Origin of the sequence: Staphylococcus sp. FSL W8-0056 (assembly GCF_037963075.1) — a bacterium.
GTDB lineage: Bacteria > Bacillota > Bacilli > Staphylococcales > Staphylococcaceae > Staphylococcus > Staphylococcus aureus.
Map to the genome: position 1 here is coordinate 617,437 of NZ_CP150142.1, position 14,022 is coordinate 631,458.

A 14,022-nucleotide genomic window follows, 5' to 3' on the forward strand; every position below is an offset into this window, starting at 1 on the left:
ACTGATACTATGTAGTCTATAAACGCTTTAGTTCGATAGAGCGATAAAGGATGGTTATCATATGATAAATGCAGTAGTAATAGCAGTAATATTAATGATTGTGCTATGTTTATGTCGATTAAACGTAGTTATAAGCTTATTTATCAGTGCGCTAGTTGGTGGCTTAATTTCAGGCATGAGCATTGAAAAAGTTATAAATGTATTTGGGAAAAATATAGTCGATGGTGCTGAGGTAGCATTAAGCTATGCATTATTAGGTGGATTTGCAGCATTAATTTCATACAGTGGTATCACAGACTATTTAGTAGGAAAAATTATAAATGCAATTCACGCTGAAAATAGTCGATGGTCAAGAGTTAAAGTAAAAGTGACAATAATCATTGCATTATTAGCTATGAGTATCATGAGTCAAAACTTAATTCCTGTACATATTGCATTCATTCCAATTGTCATCCCACCATTGTTAAGTCTGTTTAATGACTTAAAAATAGATAGACGTTTAATCGGTTTGATTATCGGTTTTGGTTTATGTTTCCCGTATGTGTTATTACCATATGGATTCGGTCAAATTTTCCAGCAAATTATTCAAAGTGGCTTTGCAAAGGCGAATCACCCAATTGAGTTTAATATGATTTGGAAAGCAATGCTTATTCCTTCAATGGGGTATATTGTTGGCTTACTTATCGGTTTATATGTATATCGTAAACCACGTGAATATGAAACACGTAAAATTTCAGATAGTGACAATGTTACAGAGTTAAAACCATATATCTTAATAGTAACAATTGTGGCAATACTAGCTACATTTTTAGTACAAACATTTACAGATTCAATGATTTTTGGTGCACTGGCAGGGGTACTCGTATTCTTTATTTCACGTGCATATAATTGGTATGAATTAGATGCTAAGTTTGTTGAAGGTATTAAAATTATGGCTTATATTGGTGTAGTTATTTTAACAGCAAATGGGTTTGCTGGTGTAATGAATGCTACTGGTGATATAGATGAATTAGTTAAAACTTTAACAAGTATTACTGGTGATAATAAATTATTTAGCATTATCATGATGTATGTGATAGGTTTAATTGTCACTTTAGGTATTGGATCATCATTTGCAACAATTCCTATTATCGCATCATTATTCATTCCTTTTGGAGCGTCAATTGGACTAGATACAATGGCATTAATCGCATTGATTGGAACAGCGAGTGCATTAGGTGACTCAGGTTCACCTGCAAGTGATTCAACATTAGGACCAACTGCGGGATTAAATGTTGATGGCCAACATGATCATATACGCGATACATGTGTACCAAACTTCTTGTTTTATAATATTCCTTTAATGATTTTCGGTACTATTGCTGCTATGGTACTATAAGCATAAAGAGGTGAAAATATGACTCATTTATTAGAGACATTTGAGATGTCAATAGATCACCAGGAAGATGGTTTAGTTGTTATTTCTATGCCTGTCACTGATAAAGTAAAACAACCATTTGGATATTTACATGGTGGGGCTTCGATTGCTTTAGGTGAAACAGCATGTTCATTAGGATCTGCTAATTTAATTGATACAACCAAATTTATTCCATTAGGTTTAGAGATGAATGCTAACCATATTCATTCTGCTAAAGATGGTCGTGTTACTGCGACAGCTGAAATTATTCATCGAGGTAAGTCGACACATGTATGGGATATAAAAATTAAGAATGACAAAGAACAATTAATTACAGTTATGCGTGGTACAGTTGCTATTAAACCTTTAAAATAAAAGAACTGCTAGCTGAAATGTTATGAGATATTCATAACTACGGCTAGCAGTTTTTTTATGCGCTATATTGTTGTAATTTTAGAAATGCTTGTTCAATGCGTTCGGCAGCTTTACGGCCACCCATAACATTTCTACCAAATGGTCCTAATTCTAAGTCTGCAAAGCATCCTGCGACAAATAGATTTGGTATCCATTCTAATTTTTCGGAAATAACAGGGTAATTACATTCGTTGATAGGTGCATCATAATTTTGTATTAATTGCTTAATAAGTGGTTGTGACATAAAATCTTGTTCAAAACCAGTTGCAACCATAATCTGTTGATATGGAACAGAATCATTTTCAGTGTTAATTACACCACCACTAATTTGAGTGATAGGTGTTTTATGCACATTTATACGACCATTTTTAATATGTTTTTTAAGGCGTAAGTACAGTTCGTGAGGCATTGATCCTTTATGACGTTCACGTTGTACAATGGCATTTCTTTCAGGCATGCTTTTAGTACTTAAAAATGAAGACATATTTTTCGGACCTAACCAACCAGGATCAGCATCAAAGTCATGTATTTCAATATCTTTATTTAGCCATAAATGAATCTTTTTATCGTTATCATGATTTAACAATTTAAGTGCAAGATGTGCAGCAGTAATGCCACTACCAACGATATGATCGGTCTTATCGTATACTACTTGATCATGTTCTTTCTCGAAGATATGATTTACATTCTGTTTGTCTTTTAAAATGTCAGGCATAAACGGAATATTTGTACTACCTATTGCAATAACGACGCAATCTGTAGTGATAATTTGTCCATCTTCTAACTTGATATGCCATTTGTCTTCTTGTTTATCTAAAGTTTGAACTAAACCTTGAACCAAGCAATCCTCTAATTGATATTGTTTAGAAGCATGTGCAATATGATTCATAAACATTGTCAATTCAGGTCGTTGATAAGGACCATAAAAAGCATTTGTATATTGGTGCTGTTTAGCGAATTGTTTTAGATGGAACGGTTGTGGATGTACGTGATGTACAATCGGTGATCTTAAATAAGGCATTTCTATTCGATTTGTATATGAGTTAAACCTTTGGCAAAAAGTTTCGTGTGGGTCAATGATTGTTAATAGGTCTGTTGTTAATCCGCTTGATAATAGTTTTTGTGCGATTGCAGTTCCCTGTATGCCACCGCCGATAATTGTCCAATGCATAATAAAACCTCTCTTTTTTTAAAGCGTAATCGTTACGATTTATGATTATTATTATCATAATACATAACGACATGAAAGGCAATTAAATTAAAGAGATATACGTAGATAGGGCGAAGATGTAGTCAAAGAAAAAATCATTGAAAAAGAGGTAACAATGTCAAAAGAAAACAGCAGTAAAATCATTCCTAATTTGGAATCATCTTACTGCTGTTTGTTGTTGATTTATATTCATGATTTTGTTATATAATCTACAATTTTGTGTCTTTTAAGTCTTCCGAAATTTCATCGACTTTAGTCTTTTTAGTATAAGGCGTTTTAATATTATATGCTGCTTTCATAATCATATGACTTGAAAGAGGACCTGTAATTAATACAAAGATAATCGCAACGATTAATTGCATATTTACAAAACCTTGAGTAGCAATAAAATATAAAAAAGTACCAAATAGTAATGACACTGCACCTAATGTTGATGCTTTTCCGGCAGCATGTGCACGTGAATATACATCTTCAAGTCTCAATAATCCTATAGCTGCTAGGGCGCTAATTAAAGCACCGATGATAACAAAGATAAGTGCAAGACTAATCAGTATGATTTTGATCATGTTCAATCACCTTACCTTTGTCCATAAATTTAGAGAATACTGCAGTACCTAAAAAGGCTAATATACCAATCATCATAATAACGACAATCATGTATTTAATATTTAATAAAATACTGAATAATGCTATAACTGCCATTAATTGAAGACCAATCGCATCTAATGCGACAACACGATCGGCAAGTGATGGGCCTAGCACAACGCGAATGAGCATAGCTAACATAGAAATGACAACTATGATTAATGCAATAACGATAATAACATTATGATTCATTATATTTCGCCCACCTCTCTTACAATTTTCTCTAATGATGTTTTAATACTTTCTACTTCTTGCTCTTTAGTTGAAAAATCTATGGCATGAATATAAATTTTTGTACGATCATCACTTACACCAAGCACTACAGTACCAGGTGTTAATGTAATTAAATTAGACAGCAAGACAATTTGCCAATCTTTTTTTAAATCTGTGTGATAAACAAAGAATCCTGGTTCATTTTTAATCGAAGGTTTAATAATAATTTTCAAAACATCAAAATTAGCTTTAATCAGTTCGATTAAGAAAATAATAACTAATTTAATAATACGATATAGCGTGATGACATAAAATCTACCTGGTAACACTCTGTGTAAGAGGTAAACAAGAACTAGGCCAAAGATGAAACCTAACACAAAGTTATTTGTTGTGTAACTATTTGTTACAAACAACCAAAACACTGCGATAATAAAGTTTAATACTAATTGTACAGCCATGTTATTTACCTCCTAATACAGCTTTAACGTAGGTTGATGGATTGTAGAATGTTTCTGCACCAGCTTTTACCATTGGATATAAGTAATCTGCTGACAATCCATATAAAACAGTTATCACAACTGCAACGATTGCAATCGTAGTTAAATATTTGACGTCGACTTTGTTATTAAGATCATATCCTTTTGGTTGACCGAAAAAGCCTTGTAGGAATATGCGAATGACAGAATATAATACGACTAAACTTGATAATAAGACGATGACACCACTTAAATAAAATCCTCTTTCAAATGTTGATTGGACAATGAAAAATTTTCCATAAAAGCCACTGAGTGGGGGAATGCCAGCTAAACTTAATGCTGCGATAAAGAATGACCAACCAAGTACAGGATATCGTTTAATTAAGCCACCAAATTGTCTTAAATCAGCAGTGCCTGTAATTTTAATCATAATTCCGATAAGCAAGAATAATGCAAGTTTTACTAACATGTCGTGCAATGTATAGTAAATAGCCCCAATCATACCTGACTCTGTCATCATTGCAACGCCGACTAAGATCACACCTACAGCAATCATGACATTGTATAGGATGATTTTTTTAATGTTGGCATATGCAACAGCACCGACACAACCAAAGATGATCGTTAATAGTGCTAAGAATAAAATGACATAATGTGAAAAGCTTACATTATCACTAAAGAATAGGCTTAATGTTCTAGCGATTGCATAAACACCAACTTTTGTTAACAAAGCACCAAAGAATGCAATGATTGGAATTGGTGGTGCATAGTATGCACTAGGTAACCAAACAAACATTGGGAATACGCCAGCTTTTGTAGCAAAAACAAAGATAAATAGTATGAAAACGATATTGACTAAGCCACTGTCATGCGCTGAAAGGTTAGCTAATTTATTGCTTATATCTGCTAGATTCAATGTTCCTACTACTGAATATAAAATCGCTACACCCATTACGAAGAAGGATGACGATACAACGTTAACAAGAACATATTTGATTGTTTCTTGTAGTTGAATTTTTGTAGAACCAATTACTAATAAGAAATAAGATGACATTAAAAATACTTCGAAAAATACGAATAGGTTGAAAATGTCACCAGTTGTGAATGCACCAATGATACCTATTAACATAAATAGTACTGAAAAATAATAATAATATCTTTCACGTTCAATACCAATTGTTTGGTATGAATATAAAATCACAATAGCTGTAATAATAATACTAGTAATTATTAGTAGGGCACTGAATATGTCTAATACAAAGACAATACTGTATGGTGCTTTCCATGAACCTAGCTCTACGCGTATTGGTCCATGTTTAACAACATTTGCTAAATTGATAATTGCCGCGACCAAGGTTAATAATGTACCGCCTAGTGCGACATAACGCTTTATAATAGGACGCTTTCCAATAAAGACAAGTAATATGGCTGTAATTACTGGAATAACTAGCGTTAACACAAGCATATTACTTTCAATCATCTTCTGGAACTCCTTTCATACTCTCAACGTTATCTGTGCCTAATTCTTTATATGTTCTAAATGCTAATACTAAGAAAAAGGCTGTTGTCGCAAAGGCGATAACGATTGCTGTTAAAATAAGTGCTTGCGGGATAGGATCAACATAGCTTTTTACGTTCGCTTCATAAATTGGAACAGTACCATGTTTAAGTCCGCCCATAGTTATTAAAAATAAGTTTGCTGCATGTGTTAATAGTGTAGTTCCCATAACAATTCGTATCAGACTTTTAGACAAAACGAGATAGACACTAATTGCTGTGAGAATACCACTAACAAAAATCATAATAATTTCCACTATTCGTTCTCTCCAATCGAAATAATAATTGTCATGACAGTACCAACTACTGCACATAAAACACCGAAATCAAAGAATACTGCTGTTGTCATATGAACAGGTTCTAATATAAATAACGGTATATCAAATGTGACATGCGTAAAGAAATTTTTGCCTAAAAACCAACTTGCGATAGGCGTCGCAATACAAAAAACTAATCCGATACCTATCAAGATTTTAAAATCTAATGGGAAAATTTTACGCATTGTTTCTATATCAAATGCAATCGTAATGATAACAAGTGAACTTGCGAATAATAATCCGCCGACGAAACCGCCACCAGGTGTATAATGTCCTGCTAAGAAAAGTGAAAAACCAAAGACCATTACCATGAAAAAGATAATAACTGCAGCAAATTGCAAAATTAGATCATTTTGTTGTCTATTCATGATTTTTCACCTCGTTACCTTGCGTTTGACGCTTTTTACGTAATTTAATCATTGTATATACAGCTAATCCTGCGATACCAAGCACAGATGACTCGAATAAAGTATCCATACCACGGAAATCAACAAGTATGACGTTTACCATGTTTTTACCGTGAGCTAAATCATAAACGTGCTCTTGATAAAACTTAGATATCGATTCAAAATGTCTATTTCCGTATGCAATTAAACCGATAATAATGACGGACAAACCAACACCACCAGCAATTAAAGCATTAGTAAGCTGGAATGAGCGCTTTTCATTATAACGATTTAAATTTGGTAAGTGGTAGAAGCATAATAAGAACAATGCTGTTGAAATAGATTCAACGACAAACTGTGTCAATGCTAAGTCGGGTGCTTTAAAGAATATAAACAATACAGACACAGCATATCCAACTGCACTTAACATAATAATGCTAAATAATCTTGATTTAGCGAAAAGAATTAAAAAGGCAGCACTTAATAATAAAATTACGATACAAACTTCGAAAATTCTAATCGGACTAACGTCTTTAAAATTAATGTTGAAAGGCACTGAGAATATAGTGACAAATGTTAATAAAATTAATGCACCAAAAATGATAACTAAATTATTACGTGAATAATCGGTAACATAGCTATTCGTCATCTTTTCAGAGTAGTTTGGAATAACATTTGCACTTCTGTTGTACCAATAATTGAATGTTAGTTTACCAGGTTGTCGTTGCAACAATTTCACCCAATAACTAAATGTCACAATTAGTAAGATACCTAAAATATAAATCACTAATGTTGATAAAAAGGCAGGCGTTAATCCATGGAACATATGGAATTCAACATCATCAATTACCGTATGATTAATCGAAGATGTAGCTGGTTCAATAATCGAATTAGTTAAAATGCCAGGGAATAAACCCAATACAATTACTAATGTAGCTAAAATAGCTGGTGATAAAAGCATTAATATTGATACTTCGTGTGCTTTTTTAGGTAATTGTTCAGGTTTATATTGTCCGAAAAATATATGCATTATAAATTTAATTGAATATACAAATGTGAAGACACTGCCCACTATACCAATGATTGGGAATAGGTAGCCTAATGTATCAACACTGAATAAATTTGCTTGGCTTGCTGTAAATGTTGTTTCTAAAAATGATTCTTTTGATAAGAAACCATTGAACGGTGGTACACCAGCCATACTTAATGCTGTAATAACAGTGATTGTAAATGAAATAGGCATAATTGTTAGTAAGCCACCTAATTTCTTAACATCACGTGTACCAGTAGAATGATCCACTGCACCTGTAATCATAAATAGGGCACCTTTAAATGTTGCATGGTTGATTAAATGGAATATTGCAGCCGTAAATGCAGCAGCATATATTTTGCTATCATCGCCTTGATAGTGATAACTAATGGCACCGATTCCAAGCATCGCCATAATCATACCTAATTGGGATACTGTTGAAAATGCCAGTATACCTTTCAAGTCTTGTTGTTTTGTTGCGTTTAGCGAAGCCCAGAATAACGTAATTAAACCAACGAGTGTGACAGTCCATACCCAACCTTGCGATGCTGCGAAGATTGGTGTCATTCGAGCGATTAAATATAACCCTGCTTTAACCATTGTTGCTGAATGAAGATAAGCACTGACTGGTGTAGGTGCTTCCATTGCATCTGGTAGCCAAATATAAAATGGAAACTGAGCAGATTTTGTAAAAGCACCAATCATGATTAAAATCATCGCAAAAATGAAGAATGGGCTATTTTGAATTTCAGAAGCATGTTGAATCATGTACTGAATGCTAAATGATTGTGTTGGTATAGCGAGTAAGATGATACCACCTAATAATGATAGACCACCAAATACTGTGATTATGAGCGATTTTTGAGCACCATATATAGATGCTTGTCGTTCGCGCCAGAATGAAATAAGTAAAAAACTAGAAAATGACGTTAGCTCCCAGAATAAATATAGAATAATAACATTATCTGAAAGTACGACACCTAACATTGCACCCATAAATAGTAATAAATAACAATAAAAATTCCCTAGTTGTTCTGACTTACTTAAGTAGCCGATTGAATATAATACTACTAAACTGCCGATTCCTGAAATAAGCAAACTAAAGAGTAAACCTAAGCCATCAAGATATAAATCAAAGTTCATACCAAAATGAGGCATCCAATTTAAGGTTTTCATTACAGTATTACCTGACATCGTCGTTTTAATTAATGTAAGCATATAAATAAATATGACGATAGGGACAGGTAATACGAACCATCCTAAATGTATACGTTTAAAAAATCTATACAGGATAGGAATAATGAGTGCGAATATTAACGGTAATATCACCGCAATATGTAACAAACTCACTATGTTGTCCTCCTTTAAAAAATATTTATGTTATTCATTATACATGAATGATATAGTTCTGAAAAACGTACACACTCCTTGTTGTGCTTTATTTTCAGAAGTATTTAAATAAGAAGAAACACGTCATTTTTTATTTAAAATTTTCTTTGTATTGAAGTGAATAATCTTCTTTTAAGCGTGCTAAACTAGCTAAAGACATTTCAGCATGTTTTGTTTGCTGAGCTTTAAGTTTAGTTTCTAAATCTGTAATTGCTTGTTGAAGTGAATCTTCATAGCGCAATACATCAACATTGAAGTCGCGTAATTGTGAACGTTTCGTATAGCGTTTTTCAAAATGGCTTAATGCTTTGCGTTCATGGAAAAATACACCTTCAGTTTCAGTAGGGTTATGTAAATCACCTTGTTTCGGGTGTTTGATAACTTGTTCAACTTTAACAAGGACATCGTCTCCATTTTCTTCAACAATCGTGACACCATAGCTACCTGTTTTGTGTGAAAATCGATATAGCTTCATGCTATTTTCCTCCCTTAAAAGTATGTTAATATATATGTATCATAACATGAATGGAGAATATAAATGGCTAACTATCCACAGTTAAACAAAGAAGTACAACAAGGTGAAATTAAAGTGGTTATGCACACAAATAAAGGTGACATGACATTCAAATTATTTCCAAATATTGCACCAAAAACAGTTGAAAATTTTGTGACACATGCAAAAAATGGTTATTATGATGGAATAACATTCCACCGTGTCATTAATGACTTCATGATTCAAGGTGGCGATCCAACAGCTACTGGTATGGGTGGCGAAAGTATTTATGGCGGTGCTTTTGAAGATGAATTTTCATTAAATGCATTTAACTTATATGGCGCATTATCAATGGCTAACTCAGGACCTAATACTAATGGTTCACAATTTTTCATTGTTCAAATGAAAGAAGTACCTCAAAATATGTTAAGTCAACTTGCAGATGGTGGCTGGCCTCAACCAATCGTTGATGCATATGGCGAAAAGGGTGGTACACCATGGTTAGATCAAAAACATACAGTATTCGGTCAAATCATTGATGGTGAAACTACTTTAGAAGATATTGCAAATACAAAAGTGGGACCACAAGACAAACCACTTCATGATGTTGTAATTGAATCTATTGATGTTGAAGAATAATAGCTAAACATAATTAACTACCAACATTTTAAACTCGGATAAAGCTAATTTATGAATGGATTAGTATATATTCCAACGAAACAAATAAACTAACATGATGAGCAATCTCAATATATTTATCAAGAAAGCACAGTTTTTAAATAGATGTGTATTCTAAAGATAATAGTTGAGGTTGCTTTTTATGTTTTTAAAGAGAATTGCTATTCAAATAGTTAATAAATTGAAAACAAAGTAGCTGGATATCATATTGATTTAGATAGGAGTTTGTTGCTAATTTTATTTGTAAATCCAAGTTTGTAGAATTCTTATTCATTTATAAAATAATATTCGTATGATTTGATGTTTTAATTAGTCCACCATTTCGATTTGTGCTATGATAATAGTGTTAAGTAAACGAAATAAGGGGTTATTAAGTTGAATAACTACAAAATTGGCCAACATATCAAGGTGCGTGTAACTGGTATTCAACCATACGGTGCGTTTGTTGAGACCCCTAATCATACTGAAGGACTGATTCATATATCAGAAATTATGGATGACTACGTTCATAATTTGAAGAAATTTCTATCAGAAGGCCAAATTGTTAAAGCTAAAATTTTGTCTATAGATGATGAAGGAAAGCTTAATCTATCATTAAAGGATAATGATTACTTCAAAAATTATGAGCGTAAGAAGGAAAAACAATCAGTATTAGATGAAATCAGAGAAACAGAAAAATATGGGTTTCAAACACTTAAAGAACGCTTACCAATCTGGATAAAACAGTCAAAGCGAGCAATTCGAAACGACTAAAGGAACAGATAAATCGTACCGAAAATCATACAAAGGGTCTGAAATGAAAGTTTCTTAGACTATAAAAGAGATTAGTATCTATTAAATTTTATTAGATACTAATCTCTTTTTGTCTACGATAACGTAATATGATTGATTCTATTTACACGTACAAATGGTTTAAGGTGACATATCCATTATCTTTGTTAGATAGAATCGTTGATTTGCAATATTGTATGTGGATTTGTTTTTTTTATTTATTTTAGAAATGAGAACTACAACTTAAAGTATTAAACGAATTGCAACTATATAAACAGATAATTGGAGAATGAAAAAATTACATGTTATAGTCAACTCAATAATTTTAAGGAGGAATTAAGTAATGAAAAGTAAATACGAACCATTGTTTGATAAAGTAGAATTACCAAATGGAGTAGAGTTGAGAAATCGATTTGTGTTAGCCCCTTTAACACATATTTCTTCAAATGATGATGGTACTATTTCAGATGTAGAACTTCCTTATATTGAAAAGCGTTCACAAGATGTTGGTATTACAATTAATGCTGCGAGTAATGTGAGTGATGTCGGAAAAGCATTTCCAGGACAGCCGTCAATCGCGCATGACAGTGATATTGAAGGACTAAAACGATTAGCTACAGCAATGAAGAAAAACGGTGCCAAAGCACTCGTACAAATACATCATGGTGGTGCACAAGCATTGCCTGAATTAATACCTGATGGAGACGTCGTAGCACCAAGTCCAATTTCTTTAAAAAGTTTCGGTCAGAAACAAGAACATAGTGCTAGAGAAATGACGAATGAAGAGATTGAACAAGCAATCAAGGATTTTGGTGAAGCAACACGACGTGCAATTGAAGCAGGGTTTGATGGTGTTGAAATACATGGCGCGAATCATTACTTAATTCATCAATTTGTATCACCATACTATAATAGAAGAAATGATGTATGGGCAAATCAATATAAATTCCCGGTCGCTGTGATTGAAGAAGTGCTTAAAGCGAAAGAAGCGTATGGCAATAAAGACTTTATAGTTGGATACAGATTATCTCCAGAGGAAGCGGAGTCTCCAGGAATCACAATGGAAATTACAGAGGAACTCGTTAATAAAATTAGCCATATGCCAATCGACTATATTCATGTTTCAATGATGGATACGCATGCAACGACACGTGAAGGTAAATACGCTGGACAAGAAAGACTACCTTTAATTCACAAATGGATAAATGGTCGTATGCCACTTATCGGTATTGGTTCAATTTTCACAGCTGACGAAGCTTTAGATGCAGTTGAAAATGTTGGTGTTGACTTAGTAGCCATTGGTAGAGAGCTACTACTGGATTATCAATTTGTTGAAAAAATTAAAGATGGACGGGAAGATGAAATTATTAATTACTTTGATCCAGAGAGAGAAGATAATCATCACTTAACTCCTAATTTATGGCATCAATTTAATGAAGGATTCTATCCATTACCACGTAAAGATAAATAAGTGTTTAACTGTTACCACTAATGATATTGTGTATGCAATTTGTTAGTGGTTTTCAATATTTATAAATAAAAATATTCTTAGTAAAATACACTTTTGATTAAGTGTAAAATTATCAATTCTTTTGCTTGTAATCATTTAAGTAATTATGTCATTATAAATGTAAGGGTTTTCAAAATAGACAAATTTAATGAAACTTAGTGATTATTTCATCTTTTTTGGTGGAAAAGTATCTGCTTTGAAAACTAATGTAATTATTTGGATAATGTTTCATGTATAATAGTTATAAATGATGAAAAGGGGAGATATGATGACTAAATCTGAAAAAATTATTGAGTTAACAAATCATTACGGAGCACATAATTATTTACCATTGCCAATTGTCATTTCAGAAGCTGAAGGGGTATGGGTTAAAGATCCTGAAGGCAATAAATATATGGATATGTTATCTGCATATTCCGCTGTTAACCAAGGTCATAGACATCCGAAAATTATTCAAGCATTAAAAGATCAAGCTGATAAAGTGACTCTAGTTTCACGTGCTTTTCATAGTGATAACTTAGGTGAATGGTACGAAAAAATTTGTAAACTGGCAGGTAAAGATAAAGCTTTACCAATGAATACAGGTGCTGAAGCAGTAGAAACAGCTTTGAAAGCAGCACGACGCTGGGCATACGATGTTAAAGGAATTGAGCCAAATAAAGCAGAAATCATTGCATTTAATGGTAACTTCCATGGTCGAACAATGGCGCCAGTTTCATTATCTTCAGAAGCAGAATACCAACGTGGTTATGGTCCGTTATTAGATGGATTTAGAAAAGTTGATTTTGGAGATGTAGATGCATTGAAAGCTGCAATTAATGAAAATACTGCAGCAGTTTTAGTAGAACCAATTCAAGGTGAAGCGGGTATAAATATACCGCCAGAAGGATATTTGAAAGCAATTAGAGAATTATGTGATGAACATAATGTCTTATTTATTGCTGACGAAATCCAAGCAGGATTAGGTCGTTCGGGTAAATTATTTGCTACGGATTGGGATAATGTAAAACCTGATGTCTATATTTTAGGTAAAGCACTAGGTGGTGGTGTCTTCCCAATTTCTGTTGTATTAGCAGATAAAGAAGTATTAGATGTCTTTACACCTGGCTCACATGGTTCAACATTTGGTGGTAATCCACTTGCTTGTGCTGCATCAATTGCTGCATTAGATGTTATCGTTGATGAGGATTTACCAGGGCGCTCTTTAGAATTAGGAGATTATTTTAAAGAACAATTAAAGCAAATTGATCATCCATCAATTAAAGAAGTCCGTGGACGTGGTTTGTTTATAGGTGTGGAACTTAATGAAAGTGCTAGACCATATTGTGAAGCTTTGAAAGAAGAAGGCTTATTATGTAAAGAAACGCATGATACTGTCATTCGTTTTGCACCACCATTAATTATTACTAAAGAAGAATTGGACCTTGCACTTGAAAAAATAAGACATGTATTTCAATAATGTCAAAAAGTTGTAACAATCAGTTTGTAAGGGCTTTAAAAAGGAATACGTTATGTTACAATATGTTTGAAAGCGAAA

15 protein-coding genes are annotated in these 14,022 nt (G+C 33.0%); 6 read left to right on the forward strand and 9 right to left on the reverse strand.

Annotated features, from left to right (window positions below; all coding sequences use genetic code 11):
- Nucleotides 1-61: 61 nt before the first annotated feature.
- Nucleotides 62-1,378 carry a Na+/H+ antiporter family protein gene (locus tag NSS86_RS03265; RefSeq protein ID WP_000606324.1) on the forward strand — a complete coding sequence of 439 codons (1,317 nt, stop codon included), beginning with the start codon at nt 62-64 and terminating at the stop codon, nt 1,376-1,378.
- Between the two features lie 18 nt (nt 1,379-1,396).
- A complete protein-coding gene (locus tag NSS86_RS03270; RefSeq protein WP_000149295.1) occupies nt 1,397-1,771 on the forward strand; it encodes a PaaI family thioesterase in 375 nt (124 codons plus the stop codon).
- A 55-nt stretch (nt 1,772-1,826) separates the two neighbouring features.
- Here the strand turns inward: NSS86_RS03270 and NSS86_RS03275 are convergent, their stop codons facing one another.
- The 9 genes from NSS86_RS03275 to NSS86_RS03315 all read right to left on the reverse strand — a co-directional run bounded on the left by NSS86_RS03275 (nt 1,827) and on the right by NSS86_RS03315 (nt 9,508).
- Complete coding sequence (locus tag NSS86_RS03275) at nt 1,827-2,981, reverse strand: FAD/NAD(P)-binding protein (protein ID WP_000558755.1); 1,155 nt, start codon at nt 2,979-2,981, stop codon at nt 1,827-1,829.
- A 248-nt stretch (nt 2,982-3,229) separates the two neighbouring features.
- Complete coding sequence (mnhG1, locus tag NSS86_RS03280; RefSeq protein WP_339302332.1) at nt 3,230-3,586, reverse strand: Na+/H+ antiporter Mnh1 subunit G; 357 nt, start codon at nt 3,584-3,586, stop codon at nt 3,230-3,232.
- Nucleotides 3,564-3,857 carry a Na+/H+ antiporter Mnh1 subunit F gene (gene mnhF1, locus NSS86_RS03285; RefSeq protein ID WP_001016306.1) on the reverse strand — a complete coding sequence of 98 codons (294 nt, stop codon included), beginning with the start codon at nt 3,855-3,857 and terminating at the stop codon, nt 3,564-3,566. The genes mnhG1 and mnhF1 overlap by 23 nt, the downstream gene beginning before the upstream one ends.
- The gene (gene mnhE1 / locus NSS86_RS03290; RefSeq protein WP_000290674.1) at nt 3,857-4,336 is read right to left on the reverse strand and encodes a Na+/H+ antiporter Mnh1 subunit E; all 480 of its coding nucleotides are present in this window, start codon (nt 4,334-4,336) and stop codon (nt 3,857-3,859) included. Before mnhE1 ends, mnhF1 begins: the two co-directional genes overlap by 1 nt.
- Before the next feature lies 1 nt (nt 4,337).
- Nucleotides 4,338-5,834 carry a Na+/H+ antiporter Mnh1 subunit D gene (mnhD1, locus tag NSS86_RS03295; RefSeq protein WP_000573077.1) on the reverse strand — a complete coding sequence of 499 codons (1,497 nt, stop codon included), beginning with the start codon at nt 5,832-5,834 and terminating at the stop codon, nt 4,338-4,340.
- Nucleotides 5,827-6,168, reverse strand: coding sequence for a Na+/H+ antiporter Mnh1 subunit C (mnhC1, locus tag NSS86_RS03300; protein WP_000402803.1), 342 nt, complete (start codon nt 6,166-6,168; stop codon nt 5,827-5,829). Before mnhC1 ends, mnhD1 begins: the two co-directional genes overlap by 8 nt.
- Nucleotides 6,168-6,596 carry a Na+/H+ antiporter Mnh1 subunit B gene (gene mnhB1, locus NSS86_RS03305; protein WP_001081626.1) on the reverse strand — a complete coding sequence of 143 codons (429 nt, stop codon included), beginning with the start codon at nt 6,594-6,596 and terminating at the stop codon, nt 6,168-6,170. The genes mnhC1 and mnhB1 overlap by 1 nt, the downstream gene beginning before the upstream one ends.
- The gene (gene mnhA1 / locus NSS86_RS03310) at nt 6,589-8,994 is read right to left on the reverse strand and encodes a Na+/H+ antiporter Mnh1 subunit A (protein WP_000054612.1); all 2,406 of its coding nucleotides are present in this window, start codon (nt 8,992-8,994) and stop codon (nt 6,589-6,591) included. The genes mnhB1 and mnhA1 overlap by 8 nt, the downstream gene beginning before the upstream one ends.
- 130 nt (nt 8,995-9,124) lie before the next feature.
- A complete protein-coding gene (locus tag NSS86_RS03315) occupies nt 9,125-9,508 on the reverse strand; it encodes a kinase-associated lipoprotein B (protein WP_000781162.1) in 384 nt (127 codons plus the stop codon).
- 63 nt (nt 9,509-9,571) lie between these two features.
- Between NSS86_RS03315 and NSS86_RS03320 the strand changes: the two genes are divergently transcribed.
- The 4 genes from NSS86_RS03320 (at nt 9,572) to NSS86_RS03335 (ending at nt 13,944) form a co-directional block, all read left to right on the forward strand.
- On the forward strand, nt 9,572-10,165 hold the full coding sequence (locus NSS86_RS03320) for a peptidylprolyl isomerase (RefSeq protein ID WP_000035058.1): 594 nt from the start codon (nt 9,572-9,574) through the stop codon (nt 10,163-10,165).
- Between the two features lie 414 nt (nt 10,166-10,579).
- Nucleotides 10,580-10,957, forward strand: a complete 378-nt coding sequence (gene ygs, locus NSS86_RS03325; RefSeq protein WP_001067294.1) for a S1 domain-containing post-transcriptional regulator Ygs — start codon at nt 10,580-10,582, stop codon at nt 10,955-10,957.
- 361 nt (nt 10,958-11,318) lie between these two features.
- Nucleotides 11,319-12,446: an NADH-dependent flavin oxidoreductase gene (locus NSS86_RS03330; protein ID WP_000838029.1), complete on the forward strand. Its 1,128-nt coding sequence runs from the start codon at nt 11,319-11,321 to the stop codon at nt 12,444-12,446.
- 307 nt (nt 12,447-12,753) lie between these two features.
- Nucleotides 12,754-13,944 (forward strand): ornithine--oxo-acid transaminase, encoded by a 1,191-nt coding sequence (locus tag NSS86_RS03335; protein WP_000167314.1) that lies wholly within the window; start codon nt 12,754-12,756, stop codon nt 13,942-13,944.
- Nucleotides 13,945-14,022 lie beyond the last annotated feature (78 nt).

What these genes read in the sequence shown, in the direction of transcription:
- NSS86_RS03265 (WP_000606324.1), top strand. Translation starts at nt 62, where the DNA reads ATGATAAATGCAGTAGTAATAGCAGTAATATTAATGATTGTGCTATGT.
- mnhG1 (WP_339302332.1), bottom strand. Translation starts at nt 3,586, where the DNA reads ATGATCAAAATCATACTGATTAGTCTTGCACTTATCTTTGTTATCATC.
- mnhE1 (WP_000290674.1), bottom strand. Translation starts at nt 4,336, where the DNA reads ATGGCTGTACAATTAGTATTAAACTTTATTATCGCAGTGTTTTGGTTG.
- NSS86_RS03330 (WP_000838029.1), top strand. Translation starts at nt 11,319, where the DNA reads ATGAAAAGTAAATACGAACCATTGTTTGATAAAGTAGAATTACCAAAT.
- NSS86_RS03315 (WP_000781162.1), bottom strand. Translation starts at nt 9,508, where the DNA reads ATGAAGCTATATCGATTTTCACACAAAACAGGTAGCTATGGTGTCACG.
- NSS86_RS03320 (WP_000035058.1), top strand. Translation starts at nt 9,572, where the DNA reads ATGGCTAACTATCCACAGTTAAACAAAGAAGTACAACAAGGTGAAATT.
- NSS86_RS03275 (WP_000558755.1), bottom strand. Translation starts at nt 2,981, where the DNA reads ATGCATTGGACAATTATCGGCGGTGGCATACAGGGAACTGCAATCGCA.
- mnhD1 (WP_000573077.1), bottom strand. Translation starts at nt 5,834, where the DNA reads ATGATTGAAAGTAATATGCTTGTGTTAACGCTAGTTATTCCAGTAATT.
- NSS86_RS03335 (WP_000167314.1), top strand. Translation starts at nt 12,754, where the DNA reads ATGACTAAATCTGAAAAAATTATTGAGTTAACAAATCATTACGGAGCA.
- NSS86_RS03270 (WP_000149295.1), top strand. Translation starts at nt 1,397, where the DNA reads ATGACTCATTTATTAGAGACATTTGAGATGTCAATAGATCACCAGGAA.
- mnhF1 (WP_001016306.1), bottom strand. Translation starts at nt 3,857, where the DNA reads ATGAATCATAATGTTATTATCGTTATTGCATTAATCATAGTTGTCATT.
- mnhB1 (WP_001081626.1), bottom strand. Translation starts at nt 6,596, where the DNA reads ATGAATAGACAACAAAATGATCTAATTTTGCAATTTGCTGCAGTTATT.